Origin of the sequence: Pseudomonas sp. GM102 (assembly GCF_000282555.1) — a bacterium.
Taxonomy (GTDB): Bacteria; Pseudomonadota; Gammaproteobacteria; order Pseudomonadales; family Pseudomonadaceae; genus Aquipseudomonas.
In genome coordinates this window covers 1-26,656 of the sequence record NZ_AKJB01000109.1, presented here as the reverse complement: position 1 = coordinate 26,656, position 26,656 = coordinate 1, and the positions used below count along the sequence as shown (strand labels likewise).

At 59.7% G+C, this 26,656-nt stretch carries 27 protein-coding genes and 1 other RNA gene; 21 read left to right on the top strand and 7 right to left on the bottom strand.

All coding sequences use genetic code 11. The features are described 5' to 3' along the window. Positions 1 to 161: 161 nt before the first annotated feature. Complete coding sequence (locus PMI18_RS05640; protein ID WP_007905446.1) at positions 162 to 839, bottom strand: alpha/beta family hydrolase; 678 nt, start codon at positions 837 to 839, stop codon at positions 162 to 164. A 109-nt stretch (positions 840 to 948) separates the two neighbouring features. Between PMI18_RS05640 and ccoN (PMI18_RS05645) the strand changes: the two genes are divergently transcribed. The 19 genes from ccoN (PMI18_RS05645) (at position 949) to PMI18_RS05730 (ending at position 17,911) form a co-directional block, all read left to right on the top strand. Further along, entirely contained in the window at positions 949 to 2,373 is a 1,425-nt protein-coding gene (gene ccoN, locus PMI18_RS05645; protein WP_007905444.1) for a cytochrome-c oxidase, cbb3-type subunit I, read from the top strand. A gap of 10 nt (positions 2,374 to 2,383) precedes the next feature. Continuing rightward, a complete protein-coding gene (ccoO, locus tag PMI18_RS05650; protein WP_007905443.1) occupies positions 2,384 to 2,992 on the top strand; it encodes a cytochrome-c oxidase, cbb3-type subunit II in 609 nt (202 codons plus the stop codon). A gap of 3 nt (positions 2,993 to 2,995) precedes the next feature. Further along, entirely contained in the window at positions 2,996 to 3,199 is a 204-nt protein-coding gene (locus PMI18_RS05655; RefSeq protein ID WP_007905441.1) for a cbb3-type cytochrome oxidase subunit 3, read from the top strand. Next, positions 3,196 to 4,149, top strand: coding sequence for a cytochrome-c oxidase, cbb3-type subunit III (gene ccoP / locus PMI18_RS05660; protein WP_007905438.1), 954 nt, complete (start codon positions 3,196 to 3,198; stop codon positions 4,147 to 4,149). The genes PMI18_RS05655 and ccoP (PMI18_RS05660) overlap by 4 nt, the downstream gene beginning before the upstream one ends. Before the next feature lie 483 nt (positions 4,150 to 4,632). Continuing rightward, positions 4,633 to 6,075, top strand: a complete 1,443-nt coding sequence (ccoN, locus tag PMI18_RS05665; protein WP_007905436.1) for a cytochrome-c oxidase, cbb3-type subunit I — start codon at positions 4,633 to 4,635, stop codon at positions 6,073 to 6,075. Next, on the top strand, positions 6,075 to 6,683 hold the full coding sequence (gene ccoO / locus PMI18_RS05670; protein WP_007905434.1) for a cytochrome-c oxidase, cbb3-type subunit II: 609 nt from the start codon (positions 6,075 to 6,077) through the stop codon (positions 6,681 to 6,683). The genes ccoN (PMI18_RS05665) and ccoO (PMI18_RS05670) overlap by 1 nt, the downstream gene beginning before the upstream one ends. A 5-nt stretch (positions 6,684 to 6,688) precedes the next feature. Beyond that, positions 6,689 to 6,874, top strand: a complete 186-nt coding sequence (locus PMI18_RS05675) for a CcoQ/FixQ family Cbb3-type cytochrome c oxidase assembly chaperone (protein ID WP_003175465.1) — start codon at positions 6,689 to 6,691, stop codon at positions 6,872 to 6,874. After that, on the top strand, positions 6,871 to 7,851 hold the full coding sequence (gene ccoP, locus PMI18_RS05680; RefSeq protein ID WP_007905428.1) for a cytochrome-c oxidase, cbb3-type subunit III: 981 nt from the start codon (positions 6,871 to 6,873) through the stop codon (positions 7,849 to 7,851). The genes PMI18_RS05675 and ccoP (PMI18_RS05680) overlap by 4 nt, the downstream gene beginning before the upstream one ends. Positions 7,852 to 8,027: 176 nt before the next feature. Then, positions 8,028 to 8,276 carry a hypothetical protein gene (locus tag PMI18_RS0129790; protein WP_033036826.1) on the top strand — a complete coding sequence of 83 codons (249 nt, stop codon included), beginning with the start codon at positions 8,028 to 8,030 and terminating at the stop codon, positions 8,274 to 8,276. Positions 8,277 to 8,489: 213 nt separating this feature from the next. After that, positions 8,490 to 8,744, top strand: coding sequence for a type II toxin-antitoxin system Phd/YefM family antitoxin (locus PMI18_RS05685; RefSeq protein WP_032835014.1), 255 nt, complete (start codon positions 8,490 to 8,492; stop codon positions 8,742 to 8,744). Then, complete coding sequence (locus PMI18_RS05690) at positions 8,744 to 9,154, top strand: type II toxin-antitoxin system VapC family toxin (RefSeq protein WP_007905426.1); 411 nt, start codon at positions 8,744 to 8,746, stop codon at positions 9,152 to 9,154. Before PMI18_RS05685 ends, PMI18_RS05690 begins: the two co-directional genes overlap by 1 nt. 206 nt (positions 9,155 to 9,360) lie before the next feature. Beyond that, a complete protein-coding gene (gene ccoG, locus PMI18_RS05695) occupies positions 9,361 to 10,776 on the top strand; it encodes a cytochrome c oxidase accessory protein CcoG (RefSeq protein WP_007905425.1) in 1,416 nt (471 codons plus the stop codon). 11 nt (positions 10,777 to 10,787) lie between these two features. Beyond that, positions 10,788 to 11,327, top strand: a complete 540-nt coding sequence (locus tag PMI18_RS05700; protein ID WP_007905424.1) for a FixH family protein — start codon at positions 10,788 to 10,790, stop codon at positions 11,325 to 11,327. Positions 11,328 to 11,485: 158 nt separating this feature from the next. Beyond that, positions 11,486 to 13,936 carry a heavy metal translocating P-type ATPase gene (locus PMI18_RS05705; RefSeq protein WP_007905422.1) on the top strand — a complete coding sequence of 817 codons (2,451 nt, stop codon included), beginning with the start codon at positions 11,486 to 11,488 and terminating at the stop codon, positions 13,934 to 13,936. 22 nt (positions 13,937 to 13,958) lie between these two features. Further along, the gene (gene ccoS, locus PMI18_RS05710) at positions 13,959 to 14,177 is read left to right on the top strand and encodes a cbb3-type cytochrome oxidase assembly protein CcoS (RefSeq protein WP_007905420.1); all 219 of its coding nucleotides are present in this window, start codon (positions 13,959 to 13,961) and stop codon (positions 14,175 to 14,177) included. Then, complete coding sequence (locus PMI18_RS05715; protein ID WP_007905419.1) at positions 14,170 to 14,853, top strand: sulfite exporter TauE/SafE family protein; 684 nt, start codon at positions 14,170 to 14,172, stop codon at positions 14,851 to 14,853. The genes ccoS and PMI18_RS05715 overlap by 8 nt, the downstream gene beginning before the upstream one ends. Before the next feature lie 184 nt (positions 14,854 to 15,037). Further along, positions 15,038 to 16,420: an oxygen-independent coproporphyrinogen III oxidase gene (hemN, locus tag PMI18_RS05720; protein ID WP_007905418.1), complete on the top strand. Its 1,383-nt coding sequence runs from the start codon at positions 15,038 to 15,040 to the stop codon at positions 16,418 to 16,420. Between the two features lie 128 nt (positions 16,421 to 16,548). Continuing rightward, entirely contained in the window at positions 16,549 to 17,283 is a 735-nt protein-coding gene (gene fnr, locus PMI18_RS05725; protein ID WP_007905417.1) for a fumarate/nitrate reduction transcriptional regulator Fnr, read from the top strand. A gap of 79 nt (positions 17,284 to 17,362) precedes the next feature. Then, positions 17,363 to 17,911, top strand: a complete 549-nt coding sequence (locus tag PMI18_RS05730) for an adenine phosphoribosyltransferase (protein WP_007905416.1) — start codon at positions 17,363 to 17,365, stop codon at positions 17,909 to 17,911. 137 nt (positions 17,912 to 18,048) lie between these two features. On the opposite strand, the gene PMI18_RS05735 is transcribed toward PMI18_RS05730, so the two are convergent. The 4 genes from PMI18_RS05735 to dnaX all read right to left on the bottom strand — a co-directional run bounded on the left by PMI18_RS05735 (position 18,049) and on the right by dnaX (position 22,799). Continuing rightward, positions 18,049 to 19,197, bottom strand: coding sequence for an acyl-CoA dehydrogenase family protein (locus tag PMI18_RS05735; RefSeq protein WP_007905415.1), 1,149 nt, complete (start codon positions 19,195 to 19,197; stop codon positions 18,049 to 18,051). Between the two features lie 196 nt (positions 19,198 to 19,393). Continuing rightward, positions 19,394 to 19,996, bottom strand: coding sequence for a recombination mediator RecR (recR, locus tag PMI18_RS05740; RefSeq protein WP_007905414.1), 603 nt, complete (start codon positions 19,994 to 19,996; stop codon positions 19,394 to 19,396). A 300-nt stretch (positions 19,997 to 20,296) separates the two neighbouring features. Next, positions 20,297 to 20,635, bottom strand: a complete 339-nt coding sequence (locus tag PMI18_RS05745) for a YbaB/EbfC family nucleoid-associated protein (protein ID WP_007905413.1) — start codon at positions 20,633 to 20,635, stop codon at positions 20,297 to 20,299. Between the two features lie 67 nt (positions 20,636 to 20,702). After that, a complete protein-coding gene (gene dnaX, locus PMI18_RS05750) occupies positions 20,703 to 22,799 on the bottom strand; it encodes a DNA polymerase III subunit gamma/tau (RefSeq protein ID WP_007905405.1) in 2,097 nt (698 codons plus the stop codon). Positions 22,800 to 22,944: 145 nt separating this feature from the next. Here dnaX and PMI18_RS05755 point away from each other — a divergent pair, with 145 nt between their 5' ends. After that, positions 22,945 to 23,688: a substrate-binding periplasmic protein gene (locus PMI18_RS05755; protein WP_007905404.1), complete on the top strand. Its 744-nt coding sequence runs from the start codon at positions 22,945 to 22,947 to the stop codon at positions 23,686 to 23,688. A 116-nt stretch (positions 23,689 to 23,804) separates the two neighbouring features. Here the strand turns inward: PMI18_RS05755 and PMI18_RS05760 are convergent, their stop codons facing one another. After that, positions 23,805 to 25,514, bottom strand: a complete 1,710-nt coding sequence (locus PMI18_RS05760; RefSeq protein ID WP_007905403.1) for a putative bifunctional diguanylate cyclase/phosphodiesterase — start codon at positions 25,512 to 25,514, stop codon at positions 23,805 to 23,807. 397 nt (positions 25,515 to 25,911) lie between these two features. Between PMI18_RS05760 and PMI18_RS05765 the strand changes: the two genes are divergently transcribed. Then, positions 25,912 to 26,238, top strand: coding sequence for a helix-turn-helix domain-containing protein (locus PMI18_RS05765; protein ID WP_007905395.1), 327 nt, complete (start codon positions 25,912 to 25,914; stop codon positions 26,236 to 26,238). A 170-nt stretch (positions 26,239 to 26,408) separates the two neighbouring features. Here PMI18_RS05765 and ffs read toward each other — a convergent pair. Beyond that, positions 26,409 to 26,505, bottom strand: an RNA gene (gene ffs / locus PMI18_RS29945) — signal recognition particle sRNA small type. Positions 26,506 to 26,656 lie beyond the last annotated feature (151 nt).

Genomic DNA, 26,656 nt, shown 5'->3' with positions numbered 1-26,656 from the left:
CCGCATGATCCGCATGACCCGCATGACCCGCATGACCCGCATGATCCGCATGATCCGCATGATCCGCATGACCCGCATGATCCGCATGATCCGCATGATCGACGCATGACCTGTAGGAGCGAGGCTTGCCCGCGAAGAGGCCCTGACTGCAGGCGAAAATCTCACTGAAGAAACGCAGCCACCTTCCCCGCCGCAGCCGCCAAATGCTGCTCATGAGTAAACCCCGAAGCCTTCAACGGCTTCAAATCATGATCCCCCGCGACCAGCCAAAACACCTCGATGCTCGGCGCCAATTCATAGCCCTCAACCGCCTCACGATTGCCCAGCGCATCCCGCTCTCCCTGCACTATCAACGTCCGGGTCTTCAGCGCCGCCAGATGCTCGACCCGCGGTTTTTCCGGCTTGCCGACGGCGTAAAACGGATACCCCAGGCACACCAGTGCATCCGCGCCCAACTCATCGGCCAACAAACTCGCCATCCGCCCGCCCATGGACTTGCCGCCAATGGCCAGGCGGCCAGCGACATGGCGTCGCACCACGGCATACACCTCACGCCAGCATTCCTGCAATTTGGGCGCCGGGTTCGGGGGACGTTTACCGCCATCGATACGCCGTTGCGCCATATACGGAAACTCGAAACGCAACACGTTGACGCCAAGCGCGGCGAGGCGTTGAGCCATATCAGTCATCCAATCACTGTCCATCGGCGCACCGGCGCCGTGAGCGAGAATCAGCGTCGCCGAGGCCGGCGCCGTGGCGGCATTCCACAACCATCCGTGATCCCGCACACACTGCGCCCATTGATCCCCGTCAATACTGGCCTTGTGCTCTTTGTCCATGCTTGCCTCGCTTTTAGTCTGCCTATAACTCCAGGCGAAGGGAGCGTCTGCCGTGCGGCTTACTCGCAAAGGCAGGCCCTCACTTCGGCTGAACCGTGGATGGGGAACCATGAACACTTCTATCAGTACCGCCTACAACTACAAGGTGGTCCGCCAATTCGCCATTATGACGGTGGTGTGGGGCATCGTCGGCATGGGGCTCGGGGTTTTTCTCGCCGCCCAATTGGTCTGGCCTGAACTCAACTTCAACCTGCCGTGGACCAGCTTCGGCCGTCTACGCCCGCTGCACACTAACGCGGTGATCTTCGCTTTCGGCGGTTGCGCCCTGTTCGCCAGTTCGTTCTATTCGGTACAACGCACCTGCCAGACCCGATTGTTCGCGCCAAAAATCGCCGCGTTCTGCTTCTGGGGCTGGCAACTGGTGATCTTGCTGGCGGCCATCAGCCTGCCGCTGGGTTACACCAGTTCCAAGGAATACGCCGAGCTGGAATGGCCGATCGATATCCTGATCACCATCGTCTGGGTGGCCTACGCCGTGGTGTTCTTCGGCACGATCATGCAGCGCAAGACCAAACACATCTATGTCGGTAACTGGTTCTTCGGTGGCTTCATCATCACCGTGGCGATCCTGCACATCGTCAACAACCTGGAATTGCCGGTGAGTTTCACCAAGTCCTACTCGCTCTACGCCGGTGCGACCGATGCCATGGTGCAGTGGTGGTATGGCCACAACGCCGTAGGCTTTTTCCTCACCGCCGGTTTCCTCGGGATGATGTACTACTTCGTGCCGAAACAGGCCGAGCGTCCGGTGTACTCCTATCGCTTGTCGATCGTGCATTTCTGGGCGCTGATTACCCTGTACATCTGGGCCGGCCCGCACCATCTGCACTACACCGCGCTGCCGGATTGGGCGCAGTCGCTGGGCATGGTGATGTCGCTGATCCTGCTGGCGCCGAGCTGGGGCGGGATGATCAACGGCATGATGACGCTCTCGGGCGCCTGGCATAAGTTGCGCAGCGACCCGATCCTGCGCTTCCTCGTGGTGTCGCTCGCGTTCTACGGCATGTCGACCTTCGAAGGCCCGATGATGGCGATCAAAACAGTCAACGCCCTCTCCCACTACACCGACTGGACCATCGGCCACGTTCACGCCGGCGCGCTCGGCTGGGTGGCGATGATTTCCATCGGTGCGCTGTACCACATGATTCCGAAAATCTTCGGCCGTGCGCAGATGCACAGCATCGGCCTGATCAACGCGCACTTCTGGCTCGCGACCATCGGCACCGTGCTGTACATCGCGTCCATGTGGGTCAACGGCATTGCCCAAGGCCTGATGTGGCGCGCCGTCAACGAGGACGGCACGCTGACCTATTCCTTCGTCGAAACCCTGGTGGCCAGCCACCCAGGCTTCGTCGTGCGACTGGTGGGCGGCGCGATCTTCTTCAGCGGCATGTTGCTGATGGCTTACAACACCTGGCGCACCGTGCGGGCCTCGCAGCCTGCCGAAGCCGCCGCTGCCGCGCAGATCGCCTGAGGAGTCGGCCATGAAACACGAAACAATCGAGAAAAACGTCGGCCTGCTGATGTTGCTGATGGTGTTCGCCGTGAGCATTGGCGGCCTGACCCAGATCGTCCCGCTGTTCTTTCAGGACGTGACCAATAAACCGGTGGAAGGCATGAAGCCCTACACCGCGTTGCAACTGGAAGGTCGCGACATTTACATCCGCGAAGGCTGCGTCGGTTGCCACTCGCAAATGATCCGCCCGTTCCGCGCCGAGACCGAGCGCTATGGGCATTACTCGGTGGCCGGGGAAAGCGTCTGGGATCACCCATTCCTCTGGGGCTCCAAGCGCACCGGGCCGGACCTGGCACGCGTTGGCGGTCGCTACTCCGAAGACTGGCACCGCGCGCACTTGTACAACCCGCGCAACGTGGTGCCGGAGTCGAAAATGCCGGCCTATCCATGGCTGGTGGCCAATCAGGTCGACAGCAGCCACACCGAAACCAAGATCCGCGCCATGCGCACCCTCGGCGTGCCGTACACCGATGAAGACATCGCAGGCTCAGTCGCCTCGCTCCAGGGCAAGACCGAAATGGACGCCCTGGTCGCTTACCTGCAAGTGCTTGGCACATCCATCAAGAGCAAGAGGTGAGCCATGGTCGTTGAAATGAGCAGTGGAATGATCCGCGGCCTGGGCACGGTCGTGGTGTTCGTGGCCTTCGTCGGCCTGACCCTGTGGGTGTTCAACAGCAAGCGCAACCCGGAATTCGCCGAAGCGCGCCTGCTGCCGTTCGCCGACGAACCACAATCCGAAAACAGCACCCAACAAGAATCCGCCACAAGGAGTACCCGGTCATGACCACCTTCTGGAGTACGTGGATCTGCGTACTGACCATCGGCAGCTTGATCGGCCTGACCTGGCTGCTGATTGGAACGCGCCGAGGGGAAACCAAGGGCAGCACCGACCAGACCATGGGCCACAGCTTCGACGGCATCGAGGAGTACGACAACCCGTTGCCGCAGTGGTGGTTCATGCTGTTCGCCGGAACGTTGGTGTTTGCCGTCGGCTACCTGATCCTTTACCCGGGCCTGGGCAACTGGAAAGGCATCTTGCCCGGTTATGAGGACGGCTGGACCGGTGTCCACGAATGGGAAAAGGAGATGAACAAGGCTGACGCGAAGTTCGGGCCGATCTTCGCCAAATTTGCTGCCATGCCGGTGGAGGAAGTGGCCAAGGACCCTCAAGCGCTGAAAATGGGCGGTCGTCTGTTTGCGTCCAATTGCTCGGTGTGCCACGGCTCGGATGCCAAGGGCGCGTTCGGCTTCCCTAACCTGGCTGACAGCAACTGGCGCTGGGGCGGCGATGCCGAAATGATCAAAACGACCATCATGGGCGGTCGCATGGCCGCGATGCCGGCCTGGGGAGAAATCCTCGGCGACGCCGGCGTGAAGAACGTCGCCGCCTATGTGCGTCATGAACTGGCCGGCCTGCCTTTGCCTGCCGACAACGGTGCCGACCTGCATGCCGGACAGCAGGCGTTCAGCACTATGTGCGTAGCCTGTCATGGGGCAAACGGCCAAGGCACTGAAGCCATGGGAGCGCCGAACCTGACGCAACCGGCCGGATTCATCTACGGTACAAGCCTGGCGCAACTGCAACAAACCATTCGCCATGGCCGCCAGGGCCATATGCCGGCGCAGAATGAACTGCTCGGCAACGATAAAGTGCAATTGTTGGCCGCTTATGTGTACAGCCTGTCGCACGGCTTGAATACAGAGCGTTTGCAGGCTGAAGGCAAAAACGAATAATTCTCGTCCGCTCTACTGCCGCATTCAGCCGGATGCGGCAGTTCCCTGCCCCTTTGCGACGCATTGTCGCACCCTCCCTTGGTCTTCCTTTCGGTTCGCCGGATTCGGGTCTAAGCTTCCCTGCGATGCGGACTGGCCAGCGTCGGTTCCAGGTCGATTCAACCCGATGTGTTCGACGAATTTGCTCGATGACAGGCCGCAAAGGCTGGTAGACACCGGCTATCGTCCCCGTTGCCCTCTGTTACCCGATCGTCGTGTTTGAACATACCCCGTTACAACTGACCTGAACCCCTCGCCTCTTTGATCCGTTGCGACATTTTGTCCGAGGGCAATTTTGTCCTTACGCGGCGCATGGAAAGGCCGCAGAATCAGCTTTTGAAAGCATTGACCTACGTCATGGCGCGTTGCAATGACCCCCCGCTTTCTACATACTTGCGGCCGATTTTTACTCCTAATAAAACACCCAAACCGTGGAACCTTAGAATGAGCACAGCAATCAGTCCGACTGCTTATAACTATAAGGTAGTCCGCCAGTTCGCCATCATGACGGTGGTCTGGGGGATCCTTGGCATGGGGCTCGGTGTCTTCATCGCCTCGCAACTGGTCTGGCCGGAGTTGAACTTCGGTCTGGCATGGACGAGCTTTGGACGCCTGCGCCCGCTGCACACCAACCTGGTGATTTTCGCCTTCGGTGGTTGTGCTCTGTTTGCCACTTCCTATTATGTCGTGCAGCGAACCTGCCAAACGCGACTGATTTCCGACAGCCTCGCGGCCTTCACCTTCTGGGGTTGGCAAGCGGTGATCGTCGGCGCGATCGTTACCTTGCCGATGGGTTTCACGACCACCAAGGAATACGCGGAACTGGAATGGCCCCTGGCTATTCTGCTGGCCATCGTCTGGGTCACCTACGGTCTGGTGTTCTTCGGCACCATCGTCAAGCGCAAGACCAAGCACATCTATGTCGGTAACTGGTTCTACGGTGCCTTCATCGTCGTGACCGCAATGCTGCACATCGTCAACCACGCGTCCCTGCCGGTCAGTTTCTTCAAGTCCTACTCGGCTTACTCGGGTGCGACTGATGCGATGATCCAGTGGTGGTACGGCCACAACGCGGTAGGTTTCTTCCTGACCACCGGCTTCCTGGGGATGATGTACTACTTCGTTCCGAAGCAGGCCGAGCGTCCGATCTACTCTTATCGTCTGTCGATCGTGCACTTTTGGGCGCTGATCACCCTCTACATCTGGGCCGGTCCGCACCACCTGCACTACACCGCATTGCCGGACTGGGCTCAGTCCCTTGGCATGGCAATGTCGATCATCCTGCTGGCACCGAGCTGGGGCGGCATGATCAACGGCATGATGACCCTGTCGGGCGCCTGGCATAAGCTGCGCACCGACCCGATCCTGCGTTTCCTCGTGGTATCGCTGGCGTTCTACGGCATGTCGACCTTCGAAGGCCCGATGATGGCCATCAAGACCGTCAACTCGCTGTCGCACTACACCGACTGGACCATTGGCCACGTACACGCCGGCGCCTTGGGCTGGGTAGCGATGATTTCGATCGGCGCGATCTACCACATGATCCCGAAACTGTTCGGTCGTACGCAGATGCACAGCATCGGCCTGATCAACACGCACTTCTGGCTTGCGACCATCGGTACCGTGCTGTACATCGCCTCGATGTGGGTCAACGGCATCACCCAAGGCCTGATGTGGCGGGCAATCAACGACGACGGCACCCTCACCTACTCGTTCGTTGAAGCGCTGCAAGCCAGCCACCCAGGTTTCATCGTTCGCGCCCTGGGCGGTGCGTTCTTCGCCAGCGGCATGCTGTTCATGGCCTACAACGTATGGCGTACTGTACGTGCCTCGAACCCGGCTGAAGCCAAAGCTGCTGAACAGATTGCTGTAGTTGGAGCTCACTGATGAAGCATGAAGCAGTCGAGAAGAATATTGGCCTGCTGGCCTTCTTCATGGTTATCGCCGTCAGCGTCGGCGGCCTGACTCAAATCGTTCCGCTGTTTTTCCAGGACGTCACCAACAAGCCGGTCGAGGGCATGAAGCCTCGCACCGCCCTTGAGCTGGAAGGCCGCGACGTGTACATCGCCAACGGTTGTGTCGGCTGCCACTCGCAGATGATCCGCCCGTTCCGTGCCGAAACCGAACGTTACGGCCACTACTCGGTCGCCGGTGAAAGCGTTTGGGACCACCCGTTCCTGTGGGGTTCCAAGCGTACCGGTCCGGACCTGGCCCGTGTCGGCGGTCGTTACTCCGATGACTGGCAGCGTGCGCACTTGTACAACCCGCGCAACGTAGTGCCTGAGTCGAAAATGCCGGCCTACCCGTTCCTCGTGGAAAACAAGCTCGACGGCAAAGACACCGCCAAGAAAATGGAAGTCTTGCGCACGCTCGGCGTCCCTTACACCGACGAAGACATCGCCGGTGCCAAGGATGCTGTGAAGGGCAAAACCGAAATGGACGCGCTGGTGGCCTATCTGCAAGGCCTGGGCACCATCATCAAAAGCAAACGGTGATTTAGATGGATATCGGGATGATTCGTGGCCTGGGCACCGTTGTTGTGATGGTGGCCTTCATCGGTCTGGCGCTGTGGGTGTTCAGCCCCAAGCGCAAGTCGGAGTTTGAAGACGCGACCTTGCTGCCTTTCGCGGATGATCCCGAAGCCATCAAGCACGTCGAGCAAGCTTCTAGGAGTAACAAAGAATGACTACGTTCTGGAGTCTGTACGTCACAGTCCTCAGTCTCGGCACCATCTTCGCCCTGACCTGGCTGCTGCTGTCCACCCGCAAGGGCCAGCGCAGCGAATCCACCGATGAAACGGTCGGCCACTCCTTCGACGGGATCGAGGAGTATGACAACCCGCTGCCGAAATGGTGGTTCATGCTGTTCGTGGGCACCATCATCTTCGCCCTTGGCTATCTGGTGCTGTACCCGGGCCTGGGTAACTGGAAAGGCTTGCTGCCGGGTTACAACTACCTCGATAACGAGAAGCAGACCGCGTTCGCCAACGGCCAGACCGGCTGGACCGGCGTTCACGAATGGGAAAAGGAAATGCTCAGGTCGGATGCCAAGTTCGGCCCGATCTTCGCCAAGTTTGCTTCCATGCCGATCGAAGAAGTGGCCAAAGACCCGCAAGCCCTGAAGATGGGTGGCCGCCTGTTCGCCTCCAACTGCTCGGTCTGCCACGGTTCCGACGCCAAAGGCGCCTACGGTTTCCCTAACCTGACCGACGCCGACTGGCGCTGGGGTGGCGAGGCAGAAACCATCAAGACCACCATCATGGGCGGTCGTCACGCTGTGATGCCGGCTTGGGATCAACTGAAGGACCAGGGCATTCGTGACGTTGCTGCATTCGTCGTGACCAACCTGCATGGCCGCAAACTGCCAGAAGACGCGAAGGCCGACCCGGCTGCCGGTCAAAAGCTCTTCGCTGCCAACTGCGTGGTGTGCCACGGTCCGGCGGGTAAAGGTACGCCAGCGATGGGCGCCCCTGACCTGACCCACCCAGCAGCGTTCATCTACGGTTCGAGCTTCGCTCAACTGCAGCAGACCATCCGTTACGGCCGTCAGGGCCAGATGCCTGCGCAAGAACAGCTGCAAGGCAACGACAAGGTTCACCTGCTGGCCGCTTACGTCTACAGCCTCTCTCACGGTGAGAAGGCAGCGGACGCGAATGCCCAATAAGGCAAACGCCTGATACAAAAAAAGCCCCGCCAATGAAAATTGGCGGGGCTTTTTTTGTATCAGCAATGTGCTCATAACTTGAGACAAATGCTTAATAGACTCGAATTTCAGTGCCCTGTAGCGTTCATTCCCACCCTGATGACCGACGTCAGGGCCAACTTTCATGGAAGAACCACATGTCAAAGAATGACGACAACAGCATGCCACTTCATCAGCCCTCTCCCTGCCTGCATGACGACATTGAACCAGCGCTTCAGGACGCTGCAGACGTTAAACCTGAAGATTCAGCGACAGGTGCAGGTGCGCAAAATACCCGTATCAGGTCTTTCGCCGACATAACTGACCTGGAAGACGCAGATGGCGCGGATAGAAAACGTGATACCGGCAGTGGACTGGATAGCCTGGGAGGCGGCAGGCTGCCCTGATTCCCGGCACAGCCCATCAAACATTTACTGAAGCTACAAAAACGGCCTCTCATCTTAGAGGGGCCGTTTGCGTTCGAGCCGGCGGGGTTAAAGGTCGCGATCTCCGAAGCGGGTGATCAGGCAAGGCTGGGTTGAGCACAATAATTTCAACTTGCTGGATCACGAGCTTGGTAGTAACGTTTCTACATCGGCATTTTCAGGAGCCCACGCATGATGGCCATCACTACCATTTCCAGCCGTGAATTCAACCAGGACACAAGTAGTGCCAAAAAAGCCACGCGTAATGGGCCGGTTATCATCACCGACCGTGGCAAGCCTGCTCACGTACTGCTAAGCATTGAGGAGTACCAAAAACTGACCGGCATAAACGCCAACATCGTCGACCTGTTGGTGATGCCAGAAGCGGCAGACATCGAATTCGAAACCGAGCGTACCGTGATCATTCATCGACCCGTGGATCTGTCCTGATGTTCTTACTCGACACCAACGTGATTTCTGAACTGCGCAAACCCCAGGCTGATGCGAATGTCGTCGCCTGGGCCAAAAGTGTCATCGCGCCACGCCTGTTTATTTCGGCCATTACCTTGAAGGAACTGGAGACAGGGGTTCTTCGAATGGAGCGTCGTGATCCTGTTCAGGGGAAGGTATTGCGCACCTGGCTGAAGCGCCACGTTATACCGGCCTTCGATGCCAGAATCTTGCCGGTCGATGCCGCCGTGGCAATACGCTGTGCCAGCTTGCATGTTCCGGATCGCGCCAATGAAAGCGACGCCCTGATCGCAGCGACTGCATTGGTTCATGGCCTTACGGTGGTCACCCGAAACATCAGCGACTTTCAATCCAGCGGTGTTGCACTGATCAATCCGTGGGACGAATGAGTTCGCCGCCCCTGCAAAACCGTCCATAATTCACAAGTCAATTGATTCAAGTCATTACACCATCAATTGGTTTCCCCCAACGCGACCAAAGGTCGCACCCTTGCGCTAGAGCTACAGGCGTATCATTGCGCCACTGCAACACCTCTTTTTGACCGCGGTCGGCATGTACTGACCGGGGCATTTTTCCACTGCCGTGGGATGCAATGATGAGCAATCAGATTCCGGTACACGACGTTACTCCGCCTGCCAAGAATGCGAACAACAGCGTCGACCTCTATGCCTCTCGAGAAAAGATTTACACCCGAGCCTTCACCGGCCTGTTTCGCAACCTGCGGATGATCGGCGGTGCCGGACTGTTTCTGCTGTATTTCGGCACGGTATGGCTGAACTGGGGCGGTCATCAGGCCGTCTGGTGGAACTTGCCGGAGCGTAAATTCTTCATTTTTGGCGCGACCTTCTGGCCTCAGGATTTCATCCTGCTCTCGGGCATTCTGATCATCAGTGCCTTCGGCCTGTTTTTCATTACCGTGTATGCCGGTCGGGTCTGGTGCGGCTACACCTGCCCGCAAAGCGTCTGGACCTGGATCTTCATGTGGTGCGAAAAAGTCACCGAAGGCGACCGCAACCAACGCATCAAGCTCGACAAGGCGCCGATGAGCGCCAACAAATTTCTGCGCAAATTCAGCAAGCACACGATGTGGCTGCTGATCGGTTTCGTGACCGGCATGACCTTCGTCGGTTACTTCTCACCGATTCGCGAACTGGTGCTCGATTTCTTCACCGGCCAGGCCGATGGCTGGTCGTATTTCTGGGTCGGTTTCTTCACCCTCGCCACTTACGGCAACGCCGGCTGGTTGCGCGAGCAGGTGTGCATTTACATGTGCCCGTACGCACGCTTCCAGAGCGTGATGTTCGACAAGGACACGCTGATCGTCTCCTACGACCCGCGCCGTGGCGAAAGCCGTGGCCCGCGCAAAAAAGGCATCGACTACAAGGATCAGGGCCTGGGCGATTGCATCGACTGCACCATGTGCGTCCAGGTCTGCCCCACCGGTATCGACATTCGCGACGGCCTGCAAGTCGAATGCATCGGCTGCGCGGCGTGTATCGACGCCTGCGACAGCATCATGGACAAGATGGATTACCCGCGCGGCCTGATCAGCTACACCACCGAGCACAACCTGTCGGGGCAAAAAACCCATAAACTGCGTCCGCGCCTGATCGGCTATGCCACGGTGCTGCTGGCGATGATCGCGTTGCTGATGACCGCGTTCTTCATGCGTTCGCTGGTCGGTTTCGATGTCAGCAAAGACCGCGTGTTGTACCGCGAGAACGCCGAAGGCCGGATCGAAAACGTTTACAGCCTGAAGATCATGAACAAGGACCAGCGCGACCACACGTACGTGCTGGAAGCCACCGGCCTGCCGGACCTCAAGTTGCAAGGCAAGCGCGAGATCAAAGTCGCCGCCGGGGAAATTTTCAGTCAGCCGGTCGAACTGTCCAGCGCACCGGAACAACTGCCGTCGAGCACCAACGAGGTGAAATTCATCCTCAAGGATGCCGATGACGCCAACGTCCACGTTGAAGCCAAGAGCCGATTCATCGGCCCACAAATTCGTTGAGAGAAGTGATCATGCCCGCAGCAACTGCCGCAAGTCCCTGGTACAAGCACCTTTGGCCGTGGATCATCATTGCCATCCTGGCCTGCTCGGTGACCTTGACCCTGTCGATGGTGACCATCGCAGTGAACAACCCCGACAACCTGGTCAACGACAACTATTACGAGGCCGGCAAGGGCATCAACCGTTCGCTGGACCGCGAACTGCTGGCCCAGACCCTGCAACTGCGAGCCAGCGTGCATCTGGATGACGTGACCGGCGAAGTCGACCTGCGCCTGAGCGGCAACAGCACGCCTGCAACCCTTGAGCTGAACCTGATTTCACCCACTCAGCCGGAGAAGGATCGCAAGATCACCCTGGCCCGCAGCGAAACCGAACAGGGCCGCTACATCGGCCAGTTGAGCGACAAGATCGAAGGTCGTCGCTTCGTCGAATTGCTGGGTATGCAGGATGACAAGATCTGGCGCATGTTCGAAGAAGAACAGGTCAGCCATGCCAAGGATCTGCTGCTCGGTGATGAGCCGCTGCAGGGTGCGGAAGACCTGAAAAAATAAAAACCTGCGCTTCGCGCATTCGCGAGCAAGCCCGCACACACATTGGATTATTGGTGTACTCAAACTCGGTGCACGACACAGAACCAATGTGGGAGCGGGCTTGCTCGCGAAGAGGCCCTACCTGACGACAGAGATTCAGCGGCACCAGTGAAAACCTCATGACCAATCCAAACCCCTGCTACCACTGCGCCCTGCCCGTCCCGGCCGGCAGCCGCTTCACCGCCGCTGTCCTCGGCGATACCCGCGAGTTCTGTTGCCCGGGTTGCCAGGCAGTGGCCGAGGCCATCGTGGCCGGTGGGCTGGAAAGCTATTATCAGCATCGCAGCGAAGCCTCGGCCAACCCCGAAGCCTTGCCGGTGCAGTTGGTCGACGAACTGGCGCTGTACGACCGCGCCGATGTGCAACAACCCTTTGTCCGCCACGAAGGCGAACTCGCCGAAACCACTCTGTTGATGGAAGGCATCAGCTGCGCCGCCTGCGGCTGGTTGATCGAGAAACACCTGCGCGCCTTGCCAGCGGTGGCCGAAGCACGCTTGAACCTATCCAACCACCGCCTGCATGTGCGCTGGGCCGACGCGCAATTACCACTGAGCCAGGTGCTCAGCGAATTGCGCCACATCGGTTACGCCGCCCACCCCTATCAGGCCGACCGCGCCAGTGAACAACTGGCCAGCGAAAACCGTCTGGCGCTGCGTCAACTCGGTGTCGCCGGGCTGCTGTGGTTCCAGGCGATGATGGCAACCATGGCCACCTGGCCGGAATTCAACATTGACCTCAGTCCCGAGCTGCACACCATCCTGCGCTGGGTCGCGCTGTTTCTGACCACACCGATCGTGTTCTACAGCTGCGCGCCGTTTTTCAAAGGGGCGATGCGCGACTTGCGCACCCGTCACCTGACCATGGACGTTTCGGTATCTCTGGCGATTGGCAGTGCCTATATCGCCGGGATCTGGACCTCGATCACCGGGGTTGGCGAGCTGTATTTCGATGCGGTGGGGATGTTCGCGCTGTTCCTGCTAGCCGGGCGTTATCTGGAGCGTCGTGCCCGGGAACGCACCGCCGCCGCGACCGCTCAGCTGGTCAATCTGTTGCCCGCCTCCTGCCTGCGGCTGAGCGCCGACGGCCAGAGCGAACGGATTCTGCTCAGCGAGTTACGCGTAGGCGATCAGGTGCTGGTGCATCCCGGTGCGATCCTGCCGGCCGACGGCAAGATCCTCGACGGTCAGTCGAGCATCGACGAATCCCTGCTGACCGGCGAATACCTGCCACAACCACGGACCCCGGGCGATGCCGTCACCGCCGGCACCTTGAACGTTGAAGGTGCGCTGACCGTGGAAGTCCTGGCGCTGGGCCAGGACACGCGACTATCGGCCATCGTCCGCCTGCTGGATCGCGCCCAGGCCGAAAAGCCACGACTGGCGGAAATCGCCGACCGCGCCGCCCAATGGTTTTTGCTGTTGTCGCTGATTGCCGTCGCGGCCATCGGCCTGCTCTGGTGGGAACTGGATTCTTCGCGGGCGTTCTGGATTGTCCTGGCGATGCTGGTTGCAACATGCCCGTGCGCCTTGTCGCTGGCCACGCCAACCGCCCTCACCGCCGCCACCGGCACGCTGCACAAGCTCGGTCTTTTGTTGACGCGCGGCCATGTGCTGGAAGGCCTGAACCAGATCGACACGGTGATTTTCGACAAGACCGGCACTCTCACTGAAGGTCGCCTGGCCTTGCGTTCGATCCGGCCTCTTGGGGCTCTGACCAGCGATCAATGCCTGAGCCTCGCCGCTGCCCTGGAAAACCGCTCCGAGCACCCGATCGCCCGGGCTTTTGGTCGCGCACCGCTGGCCGCCGAAGAAGTTCACAGCACGCCGGGCCTGGGCCTGGAGGGGTTGGTTGGCGCACAACGCCTGCGCATTGGCCAACCGGGGTTTGTCTGCGAACTCAGCGGCACTCAAACGCCAGTAATGCCCGATGAACCCGGCCAATGGCTGTTGCTCGGCGACGGCCAAGGGCCGCTGGCGTGGTTCGTGCTCGATGACCGGTTGCGCGCCGACGCGCCCGCCCTGCTGGCGGCCTGCAAGGCTCGCGGCTGGCGCACGTTGCTGCTGTCCGGCGACAGCTCGCCGATGGTCGCCAGCGTCGCTGCCGAATTGGGCATAGACGAGGCCCGTGGCGGTTTGCGTCCGGACGATAAATTGCAGGTGCTGCAACAACTGCACAAGGAAGGCCGCAAGGTGTTGATGCTCGGTGACGGGGTCAACGATGTGCCGGTGCTGGCCGCCGCCGACATCAGCGTGGCGATGGGTTCGGCCACCGATCTGGCGAAAACCAGTGCCGATGCGGTGCTGTTGTCGAACCGCCTCGACGCGCTGGTGCAAGCCTTCAGCCTGGCCCGCCGTACTCGTCGGGTCATCATCGAGAATTTGCTGTGGGCAGCGCTGTACAATGGCCTCATGTTGCCGTTCGCCGCCCTCGGCTGGATCACTCCGGTATGGGCAGCGGTTGGCATGTCGATCAGTTCGTTGACCGTGGTATTGAATGCCCTGCGCCTGACTCGCCTGCCGAGCGCGCCGGCTGCCGGCACCACGCCAGAAACCCGTCCGCTGCCGGCCTGAGCCGCGCGGGCATGGAGTCCAGATGCCAGCTCTCTACGTGATGATCCCGGCCGCGCTGCTGATCGTGGCCATCGCTATCTATATCTTCTTCTGGGCGGTCGACAGCGGTCAGTACGACGACCTCGACGGCCCGGCCCACAGCATCCTGTTCGACGATCAGGACCCGAACCACAAGGCAGCCGTCGACGAGGCCAGCGGCCATCCGGCCAAACCGGACGACAAGGCGCCGCCCCATGCTTGAGTTGGCGCCACTGCTGGTGTCTGCGCTGATCCTCGGCCTGCTCGGTGGCGGGCATTGCTTGGGCATGTGCGGCGGATTGATGGGCGCGCTGACCCTGGCGATCCCCAAGGAACAACGCAGCCGACGCTTTCGGTTGTTACTGGCTTACAACCTGGGGCGAATTCTCAGCTACGCCGCGGCCGGCCTGCTGATCGGCTTGGCCGGCTGGGCCGTGGCCAATAGCCCGGCGGCGATGTTTATGCGCATCCTCGCCGGACTGCTGCTGATTGCCATGGGCCTGTACCTGGCCGGCTGGTGGAGCGGCCTGACCCGCATCGAAAGCCTTGGCCGTGGCCTGTGGCGGCATATCCAGCCGGTGGCCAACAAACTGTTGCCAGTATCGAACCTGCCCCACGCCCTGCTGCTCGGCGCACTGTGGGGCTGGCTACCGTGCGGGCTGGTTTACAGCACGTTGCTGTGGTCGGCGAGCCAGGGCAATGCACTGGACAGTGCATTGCTGATGCTGGCATTCGGTTTAGGCACCTGGCCGGTGCTGCTCGCCACAGGGCTGGCAGCTGAGCGAGTCACGGCGTTGCTGCGCAAACGCAGCGTACGCATGACCGGTGGCTTACTGGTGATGGTATTCGGCATCTGGACCTTGCCGGGGCCGCATCAGCATTGGCTGATGGGGCATTAGATTGGCGGTGCGCCCTTCGCGGGCAAGCCTCGCTCCTACAGGAGTCCCTTGTAGGAGCGAGGCTTGCCCGCGAAGAGGCCCTCACTGACAACACAAATCCCGACCCTTGATGCAAATCAAGATGCCGCAACGCCGCCCCCCCTAGACTCGCCCACACTGCCAGCCTATCCGGGGGAATGCCCGCATGCTCGACGCCATTCGTTGGGACACAGATCTGATCCGCCGTTATGACCTGGCGGGACCGCGCTATACCTCGTACCCGACCGCCGTGCAATTCGACAGCCAGGTCGGCACCTTCGACCTGTTTCATGCACTTCGCGACAGCCGCAAGGCCCTGCGGCCGCTGTCGCTGTATGTGCACGTGCCGTTCTGCGCGAACATTTGCTACTACTGCGCCTGCAACAAAGTCATCACCAAGGACCGTGGTCGCGCCCTGCCCTATTTGCGGCGCCTGGAACAGGAAATCCAGCTGATTGCCTGCCACCTCGACCCTACGCAAAAAGTCGAGCAACTGCATTTCGGCGGCGGCACACCGACCTTTCTCAGCCACGACGAACTGCGCCAGTTGATGGCTCAACTGCGCAAACACTTCAATCTGCTGGACGACGACTCCGGCGACTACGGCATCGAGATAGACCCTCGCGAGGCCGACTGGTCGACCATGGGCCTGCTTCGGGAATTGGGCTTCAACCGGGTCAGCATCGGCCTGCAAGACCTCGACCCGGCGGTACAACGTGCGGTCAATCGCCTGCAAAGCCTGGAAGAAACCCGTGCGGTGATCGATGCCGCCCGAACCCTGCAATTTCGCTCGATCAACATCGATCTGATCTACGGCCTGCCCAAGCAGACGCCCGAGAACTTCGCCCGCACCGTCGACGAAGTCATCAGCCTGCAACCGGACCGGCTCTCGGTGTTCAACTACGCCCATCTGCCGGAACGCTTCATGCCGCAACGGCGGATCAACAGCGACGAACTGCCGACCCCGGCGCAAAAACTGGAAATGCTCCAGGGAACCATCGAGCAACTGACCAAGGCCGGTTATCGATACATCGGCATGGACCACTTCGCGCTGCCCGATGATGAATTGGCGATTGCTCAGGAAGAATCGACCCTGCAACGTAACTTCCAGGGCTACACCACCCACGGACATTGCGATTTGATCGGCCTGGGGGTATCGGCCATCAGCCAGATCGGCGATTTGTACTGCCAAAACAGCAGCGACCTGAACCAGTACCAGAACGCGCTGGCCAGCGCACAGCTGGCCACCAGTCGTGGGCTGCTGTGCAACTCCGATGACCACTTGCGACGCGCGGTCATCCAGCAACTGATCTGCCATTTCAGCCTGGAGTTCGCCCGGATCGAACAAGCCTTCAACATCGACTTTCAGGGTTACTTCGGCGAACTCTGGCCACAGTTGCAGGGAATGGCAAACGACGGACTGATCGAACTTGATAACGAACGGATCACCGTACTGCCCGCCGGACGATTACTGGTGCGTTCGGTGTGCATGGTGTTCGACGCGTACCTGGAACAGCAAAATCGCCAGCGTTTTTCACGGGTTATCTAGCCATCAGCTCATGGCCAGCCTGCGAAACGCTGATTTTACGACCCTGCGACAAAATCGCCGCGTGCCTGAATGTCCTCCCGTGGGTTACCCTTACGTCTTATGTGTGTTTTCCCACAAGGATTAAAGAAATGTCCGAGCCAGTAAAGCTGCGCGCTCATAGCCAGGCCCATTGCAAGGATTGCAGCCTGGCCCCCCTCTGCCTGCCACTTTCTTTGAATCTGGAAGACATGGATGCGCTGGACGATATCGTCAAACGTGGTCGCCCGCTGAAAAAAGGCGAGTTCCTGTTTCGCCAGGGCGACACGTTCGATTCCGTTTATGCAGTACGCTCCGGCGCCCTGAAGACTTTCAGCCTGAGCGATAGCGGCGAAGAGCAGCTCACTGGCTTCCATTTGCCGAGTGAACTGGTCGGCCTGTCGGGCATGGACACTGAAAAGCACCCGGTCTCGGCGCAAGCCCTGGAAACCACCTCGGTGTGCGAAATTCCTTTCGATCGCCTCGACGAACTGGCCCTGCAACTGCCACAACTGCGTCGTCAGTTGATGCGGGTGATGAGCCGCGAGATTCGCGACGATCAGCAAATGATGTTGCTGCTGTCGAAGAAAACCGCCGACGAGCGCATTGCTACTTTCCTGGTCAACCTGTCGGCCCGTTTCCGCGCCCGGGGCTTCTCGGCCAACCAGTTCCGGTTGAGCATGTCGCGCAACGAGATCGGCAATTATCTGGGCCTGGCGGTGGAAACCGTGTCCCGGGTGTTCACCCGTTTCCAGCAAAACGAACTGATCGCCGCCGAAGGCAAGGAAATCCACATCCTCGATCCGATCCAGCTCTGCGCCCTGGCCGGCGGCTCGCTCGAAGGCTGATAGCAACGATTGCGGCTGAGCGAAACGGTTCAGCCGCCGTTATACTGCGACGTTTGCAGCCCGCCAGGACACTTCGACGATGGTCTTCGACTCCTTCGACATCAAATCCCTGATCCGTCCCGTGATCGACTTCCCCAAGCCGGGCGTGATCTTTCGCGACATCACTCCGTTGTTCCAGTCACCCACGGCCCTGCGCCTGGTGATGGACAGCTTTGCCCATCGTTACGTCGAGGCCGACTTCACCCACATCGGCGCCATGGATGCTCGTGGTTTCCTGATCGGTTCGATCCTGGCCTATCAGTTGAACAAACCGCTGGTGCTGTTCCGCAAGCAGGGCAAATTGCCGGCCGACGTGCTGGCCGAGGGTTATCAGACCGAGTACGGCGAAGCCTTTCTCGAAGTCCATGCCGACAGCCTGTGTGAGGGTGATGCGGTGGTGATGTTCGATGACCTGATCGCCACTGGCGGCACGCTGATTGCGGCGGCCAACCTGATTCGGCGCATGGGCGCGCGGGTGCATGAAGCGGCGGCGATCATTGACTTGCCGGAGCTGGGTGGTTCGCAGCGGCTGGAAGACATGGGGATTCCTACTTTCTGTCTGACGCAGTTTGCCCTTACCGATAAATAAGCAGCGTCTGTACTGACGCCATCGCGGGCAAGCCCGCTCCCACAGGGATTGTCGTTAAATACAAATCTTGTATACGACAAAAATCACTGTGGGAGCGAGCCTGCTCGCGATGGCGTCAGCCGCAACACCGCAAAAACTCAAAGCCCCATCTGTTTACTGATGATCTCGTTCATCACTTCCCGCGTCCCGCCACCAATCGACAAAATCCGGTTATCGCGATACAGCCGCTCCACCAGGCTCTCACGCATATAACCCAGGCCACCGAGGATCTGCACGGCGTCGTTGGTAATGCGATCAGCCGTGTCAGTAGCAAAATTCTTGGCCATGGAAATCTCCTTGATCACGCTCTGCCCAGCGGCCATTTTCGCCGCCTGGCGGTAGGTGAATTCCCGTGACACCTCCAGCGCCGTGGCCATTTCCGCGAGTCGGTGCTTGAGCACCTGGAACTTGCCGATGGGTTTACCGAAGGCTTCGCGCTGACGAGCCCACTTCAGGCTCTCCTCCAGGGCCAACTGCGCGGTCATGTTGGCCATCAGTGCCAGCGCCAGACGCTCGCTCTGGAAGTTGCCCATGATGCAGGCGAAGCCCATGTTCTCGCCCCCGATCAGATGGCTAACCGGCACCCGGCAATCATCGAAAAACAATTCGGCGGTGTCTGACGCCCACCAGCCCATTTTCTTCAACTGACGACCGACGGTGAACCCGGGAGTGCCCTTCTCGATCAGCAACAAACTGATACCGCCAAATCCCGGCTCGCCGGTGCGTACCGCGACAGTGTAGAAATCCGCCCGAACGCCGCTGGTAATGAAGGTTTTGCTGCCGCTGACCCGGTAAAAGTCGCCGTCGCGCACGGCGCGGGTTTGCAGGTTGGCGACGTCGGAGCCGCCGCTGGGCTCGGTGACGGCCAGGGCGCTGATCTTCTCGCCCGCCAGCACCTGAGGCACAACACGATCGCGGATGTCGGGCCTGGCCCATTTGAGGATCGGTGGCAGACCAATGTCCAGCGAGCCCAGCCCCGCGACCAGCCCCCCGGAACCGCAGCGCATGAGTTCTTCACTGGCGGCGATCTTGGCGAACACATCACCTTCGTGACTGCCGCCCAACGCTTCGGGATACCCTATGCCCAGAATCCCCGCCGCGCCGGCCTTGAGGTAGAGCTCACGGGGGAAGCTTTCGGCTTCTTCCCACTGATCGATGTCCGGAAGAATCTCGCGCTCGACGAAACGTCTGACGCTGTCGCGGACCAATTGGTGGCTGGGGTCGAAGTATTCCTGAAAGGCAGGCATCGGCGAGCTCCACTGAAGGTTCAGCGAAGTTAACCGAGCGCTTGCTTGGTTTTCAATAGCGTTGTGTAAATCAGATCGACCGAGGTGCATTCTTCGCGGGCAAGCCTCGCTCCTACGGTTTTGCGTCGTGCAAATATTCGCGAACAACCGATATCCGTAGGAGCGAGGCTTGCCCGCGAAGGGACCTGTTCAGACGCTACAAGGTAATCGGCTTACGCCCGGCAAACGAATGCGCCAACGTCCCGCCATCCACCAGTTCCAGCTCACCGCCCAACGGCACGCCATGAGCGATGCGCGAGGCGATCAGGCCTTTGTTGCTGAGCAACTGGGCGATGTAATGCGCAGTGGCCTCGCCTTCCACCGTCGGGTTAGTGGCGAGGATGACTTCAGTGAACGTGCCCGCCTCTTCGATCCGCGTCATCAGTTGTGGAATGCCAATGGCTTCCGGCCCTAATCCGTCAAGGGGTGACAGATGGCCTTTGAGCACGAAGTAGCGACCGCGGAAACCGGTCTGCTCCACCGCATAAACATCCATCGGGCCTTCCACCACACACAGCAAGGTGTCGTCGCGGCGTGTATCGGCGCATTGCGGGCACAGATCGTCTTCGGTCAGCGTGCGGCACAAGCGGCAGTGCCCCACTCCTTCCATGGCCTGGCTCAGCGCCTGGGCCAGTCGCAAACCGCCGCTGCGATCACGCTCAAGCAGTTGCAACGCCATGCGCTGGGCAGTTTTCTGACCCACACCCGGCAAAATTCGCAGGGCATCGATCAGTTGGCGAATCAAAGGGCTGAAGCTCATGGGGAAAAATCCGACATAACAACGAGACGCGGTTTATACCCGCGCCTCTGTTTAGCGTCAAATAACAGCGTCAATTACTCAGTCCACGCAACCCGCACCACCCGTTTGCCCTACCTTTCATTGTGGCGAGGGAGCTTGCTCCCGCTGGGTCGCGAAGCGGCCCCGAAAAAAGGGACTGCTGCGCAGTCCAGCGGGAGCAAGCTCCCTCGCCACAGGGATCAATAAAAAACCAGCCAAAACAAAAATGCCAGGCGCGATGCCTGGCATTTTTTTGTAACCCATCGGATGCGCGTTGGCGAATCAGAATGGCAGTTTCATACCCGGTGGTAATTGCATGCCAGCGGTCACGCCGGACATTTTGTCCTGGCTGTTGGCTTCGATCTTGCGCACGGCGTCGTTAACGGCTGCGGCGAATACCGCCTCCAGCATTTCCTTGTCGTCTTCGCTCAGGCCTTCGACCAGGCTTGGGTCGATGGTCACGCGCTTGACGTCGTGACGACCGGTCATTACCACGGTGACCATATCACCGCCGGCTTTACCGGTGACTTCGGCGTTGGCCAGTTCTTCCTGCATCTTGGCCATTTTTTCCTGCATCTGCTGCGCCTGCTTCATCAGGCCGGCCATGCCACCTTTCATCATGGTAATCACCTCAAAAGTACTTGGATAAAAACGGCGCCCGGCAAATGTGGCCAAGCGCCTTCAGTTATTAGTCCTGACTGACCAGGGCCTCGACAGGTTCAATAGTATCGTGACGGACCACCGCCCCGAACTGCTGCATCATTTGCTGGATGAACGGATCGCCGTGGATCGATTCCTCGGCCTCACGCTGACGGTTGGCGCGACGGCGGGATGAGGCCTGGGCCGGAGTTTCCTGCTCGGGCTTGATCAGCTCCATGCTCAGGGTGAGCGTGCGCCCGTGGAGCTGGTTCAGTGCATCGTTGAGGCGACGTTGTTGTGTCGCGTTGAACAAGGCGCTGTGGGCCGGGTCCAGGTGCAACAACCAATTGTCGCCATCGACAGCGATCAGCGTGCAGTTGGCGGCGATGCTGGCGGTCATGCCGGATACCGGCAATTTCGGGAACAACTCCAGCCATTGCAGGGCCAGGCCGGTGGCCGGCATCGCGGCCGGTTCAGGTTCGGGTTCCGGCGCAAGTTCGGCGGTGTGCTCGCTGGCCAGGTCGTCGAGGTAGCTGTAGGCCGAATCCATGTCCGGCTCGATGTAGTCCTCGTCCAGCGGCGGCTCGTCGTCCTGATCCATGCCTGGCGTAGCGGCATCGACTTGGGCCACGGACGGTTCCGGGATCGGCGTAGCGGCCCATTCCGGCGCGTCCGGCACCACGCTGTCCGGGGTCGGCATGGGCATCGGTGGCAATTCGGGTTGCTCGCCGGCCGTTTCCAGGACCGGCTCGACGGCGGACTGCTGGACAACTTCCGGCTCTACCGGGTCGTTCCACGGCAGATCGACTTCTTCGACCGCTACGGGCTCGACAACGGGCTCAGGCTCAGGCTCGACCACAGGCGCAGGCACGCAAGCGACCGGCTCAGGCGCCGCTACCGGGACAGGGGTCGATGCCACCACCGGCGCAATCGGAGGCGGTGTAACGGCCGTAGCGACTACCGGCGCAACAATCGGCGCGGCAGCCACTGAGTTTGCGGAATCAACTGTGGCCTGGCTGATCCCCACTGGCTTTAGCGGTTGCCTCGGCGCGTCCGCAGTGTCTGCCGGTCGGAACGCAAGCATTCGCAGCAGGACCATTTCGAAGCCGCCGCGCGGGTCCGGTGCCAGCGGCAAGTCCCGGCGCCCGATCAGGCCCATCTGGTAATAGAACTGCACGTCTTCAGCCGGCAACGCCTGGGCCAAAGCCAATACGCGATCACGGTCGCCATGACCGTTGTCGACGCCTTCAGGCAGGGCCTGGGCGATGGCGACACGGTGCAACACATTGAGAATTTCCGAGAGCACGCCGTTCCAGTCCGGGCCTTGTTCGGCCAGATGGCGCACCGCTTCGAGCAACGCCTTGGCGTCGCCTTCGATCAGCGCATGCAGGACGTCGTAGACCTGACCATGATCAAGGGTACCGAGCATGGCCCGCACGTCGGCGGCCATGACTTTGCCTTCACCGAAAGCAATGGCCTGATCGGTCAGGCTCATGGCGTCGCGCATCGAACCGTCAGCGGCGCGGCCCAGCAGCCACAGCGCGTCGTCTTCGAACGGTACGTTCTCGACGCTCAGCACGTGGGTCAAATGCTCGACCACCCGCTCCGGCGTCATGTTCTTCAGGGAGAACTGCAGGCAACGCGAGAGAATCGTTGCCGGAAGTTTCTGCGGATCGGTGGTTGCCAGGATGAACTTGACGTAGGGCGGCGGCTCTTCAAGGGTTTTCAACAGCGCATTGAAGGAATGGCTGGAGAGCATGTGCACTTCGTCGATCAGGTAAACCTTGAAGCGCCCGCGGCTCGGCGCGTACTGCACGTTGTCGAGCAGCTCGCGGGTGTCTTCGACCTTGGTCCGGCTCGCGGCGTCGATCTCGATCAGGTCGACGAAGCGGCCTTCATCGATTTCGCGGCACACCGAGCACTCGCCGCAGGGGGTCGAAGTGATACCTGTTTCACAGTTCAGGCATTTTGCGATGATCCGCGCGATGGTGGTCTTGCCGACCCCGCGGGTACCGGTAAAAAGGTACGCGTGGTGCAGCCGCTGGCTGTCCAAGGCATTGATCAGAGCCTTGAGCACATGGGTCTGGCCGACCATTTCGCCGAACGAGCGCGGACGCCATTTACGTGCAAGAACCTGATAACTCATCGAAAACCGTCGCAACGAAGGAACAGAAGCGGCTAATGCTAGCGGAGCAAGGCCAAAATTGCATCCGGCGCGCTCGTCTATTCTGGCTAAGCTGCACTTTGAGGGGGGTTTATTGAGTCGGAGCTTGAGCCATACCGGAGCGTTTATGCGTTTTGCCTTGGGGGCACTGCTGTTGGTCAGCCTGAGCGTCGCGGCCGCCGAGGCGCCGTTGCGCTTTGTCGTATCCGACAGCTGGGCCATGCCCATGGTGCAACTCGAGCGCGGCCGGCCGACCCAGGGCATTTTGTACGACATGATGCTCAGCCTGGCGACACAGGTCGGCATGCCGGCAGAATTTCATGTGTTGCCTCGGGCGCGAGTGCAAAACGCCATGGACCATGGCGAAGTCGATGTCCGCTGCCATGTCTCACCGTCCTGGTTGCCGAACCTGTCCGGGGACTACAGCTGGAGCGTGCCACTGCTGGTCCAGCGCGACTTGCTGATTGGTCGGCGCGACTCACCCACATCCGTCAACCTGGCGAGCCTGTCGCGACAGTCGATCGGCACCGTGCGCGGCTATAACTACCCGACTCTGCAACCCTTGTTCGATTCCGATCGCCTGAACCGCGAAGACGCGCGCAATCAGGAACAGGTGCTGGAAAAACTGCTGGCCGGACGCTACCACTACGCCGTGAGCAATCAATGGACCCTGGACTGGTTCAACCAGCGCTTGCTGCCCGACCGGCAACTGCAAAGCGTAGCGCTGGTGCACGAACAAACCGTCGGCTGCTACGTGCGCAACGACCCCAAGATGCCCGTGCAGCGCATCCTGAACACCTTGCTGCAAATGAAAACGTCCGGGGAGATCAATGACATCATCCGGCTCTATACCGGCAATCCTGGTCAGTAGCAGCTGCCGAAGGCTGCGTTCGGCTGCGCAGCAGTCGTGAGACGCGGTCTTTCTGTTAAACCGTGAACTCAGGATTTTACGACGGCTGCGCCGCCGAACGCAGGCTTCGCCAGCTGTTACAGAGCGCCGGCTGTCTGCTCGAGTGCCTGCCATTGCAACGGGGCGACAAAACCCGCCACCCAGTCCGGCACCTCACCGGGCGGCATCGGGCGCGCGATGAAATAGCCTTGAGCGACTTCGCATCCCAGCCGCAACAGCAATTCACCGTGCTCAACGCTTTCCAGCCCCTCGGCAATCACCTGCCGGCCGAACGCGCGGGCCAGGCCAATCACCGCCGTGGTCAGGGCCAGGTCGTCACGATCATTCAAAATATCACGCACGAACGACTTATCGATCTTGATGGTTTGGGTTCGCAATCGCTTGAGGTAACTCAGGGACGAGTAACCCGTGCCAAAGTCACCCAGCGAAAACTGCACCCCCAACGCCTGACAGGCCTGCAAACAGGCACTGACATGCTGGATATTCTCGATCGCCACCGACTCGACGATTTCCAGATCGAGCATCTGCGGGGCAACCTGGGCATGTCGAGCGAGTACGTGCTTGAGCCGGTCGACAAAATCGGCGCGCTGAAAATGTCGCGCCGCGATATTGATACTGATCGGCCAGCCCTGCCCCGCTTGCTGCCAGCGGTGCAACTGCGCCAGAACCTGATCCATCACCCATTCGCCGATATCGATGATCAGATCGGTGTCCTCCACCAGCGGCAAAAACTCCCGGGGTGGCACCATGCCGTTTTGCGGGTGCTCCCACCGTAACAACGCCTCGAAACCGACGACCACGCCACGGCGCATGTTCACTTTGGGCTGAAAATGCAGGCGCAACTCACCGGCGACCAATGCCTGACGCACCCGCTCGACGGTCTGGTGAGTGGCCTTGACCTCCTGATCCCGAGAGACATCGAATAGATGAAAGCGATTTCGCCCGCTCTGCTTGGCCACGTACATCGCCTGATCGGCATGACGCAGCAGGGTTTCGGCATCTTCGTTGTCGTGGGGAAACAGAGTGACGCCGATGCTGGCAAACACATTGATGTCCTTGCCGTGCAGTGTGTAAGGCGCCGAAATCGCCCCCAACACGCGATTCAGCGCCGCGCACAACTCCGGCAGATCGCGCACATAACGCAGCACCAGCACGAACTCGTCGCCGGCCAGTCGCGCCACCACATCTTCGCCGCGCACAATGTCGCGCAAACGCTTGGCCACTTCCACCAGCAACATATCGCCACTGGCGTGACCGTAACCGTCGTTGACCGCCTTGAACCCGTCGAGGTCAAGCATGCACACCGCCAACGGAATGTTTTCATGCCGGGAGAATTCCAGCGCCTGATCCAGTAAATCCGACAGGAACGCTCGATTGGGCAGCCCGGTCAGCACGTCATGCCCGACCCGCCATTGCAAGGATTGCAGGAGTTGGCGTTTTTCGCTGATGTCGAAACGAATCGACAGGTATCGGTGAACGCGCCCGGTGGCATCGTCGAGCACCGGCACCATGGTGCTGTCGACCCAATACAGGCTGCCATCCTTGGCGCGATTACAGATTTCGCCCTTCCAGACATTGCCCAGGGCGATGGTGCGCCACATGGCGGCGAAGAAATCGGCGGAATGCAGGCCGGAGTTCAGCAGGCGATGGTTCTGCCCCAGCAGTTCCTCGCGGCTGTAACCGGACACGGCGCAGAATTGATCGTTGACATAGGTAATCCGGCCGTTCAGATCGGTCTCGGAAAAAATGGCGGCTGCATCCACGGCCCTGCGGTATTTCTCATCCATGAGTCAGGCTCACTGTCGCTAGCGGTGGTACCGCTCGACCAGCGCAGGATGCCCGGAAGAGGTGTTTTGAGACGTACTGCGCAGAGACACGTTATCACTCCATGAACAGCATTTGATGGCCCCGGAGCGCCGAAGATCCAGGGCAAAGTAGCAACACCGACTCTGGTAATATTTCGCGAGGCTTCAGACCGTCAGCGGCCTCTGTGCATACCCGGCAGGGAACGCAATGCTGGCTTTTTCATATCGCCTAAACTTCAGAAAGCAGATCACCCCAAAACCCTTCGAAGCGGCGATTCTACGAAATGCATCACATTTTGCAAAGCAAGGTGATGGATCATGCAGTTGCCTAATGCAAAAATCTATCGTTAAGTTCTTGATTCTAAATGGGAATTGAGCGATGCAAATTTCAAGTTTGGGTCCAGCCATCCGACGCTACCGCAAGGTCGCAGGGCTTACTCAGGCTGAACTCGGCGAAAAAACCGGTTTTGACCCCAAAACCATCAGTCGCTTCGAAACCGGCACCTATACCCCCAGCGTGGAAGCATTGTTTTTGCTTGCCGACGTGCTGGGCGTGAAGCTGAAAGCCTTTTTCGCAGATCTGGAAGACGAAGATGAACAGCGGGCATACCTGTTCAGCGTCATACACAAAGCCACCCCGAAGGATCTGGGAAAGCTGATCGCAGCGGTTGACCAGGCCTTGTCCAAGCCTAGTGCCAGTAAATGAAAAAAAGAGGCCGATCTGTCGAATGCGACAGAGCGGCCTCCTTTTTTACATCCAGCGCTTTAATTCGGAAACGACGAAACACCGCCCTGGATGAGCTCCATGGCAGGAAAACAAAAAGTATTTTTAAATGGAAAACACGAAAGAGGATTCGTGTTGCGTTATGGAGGCAACCCCACCAGCCACACCCCGGCACACAATGTCACCGCTGCGGCTGCTCCCTTCCAGGCCTGACCGGGTTCACGGCTGATCGTTGCGGGGGGACCGATGGGGTCACCATAACGACGCTCACCTGACGGCGAGCCGCGCCATTGTACCTATCTGAGACGAAGTTACAACCGTTCGTGTGGATTAAAAAATATGAGCTGCTTCAAGGACATGCGCTGGCCCTGAAACACCGCTACCTGTAGCAGCTGCCGAA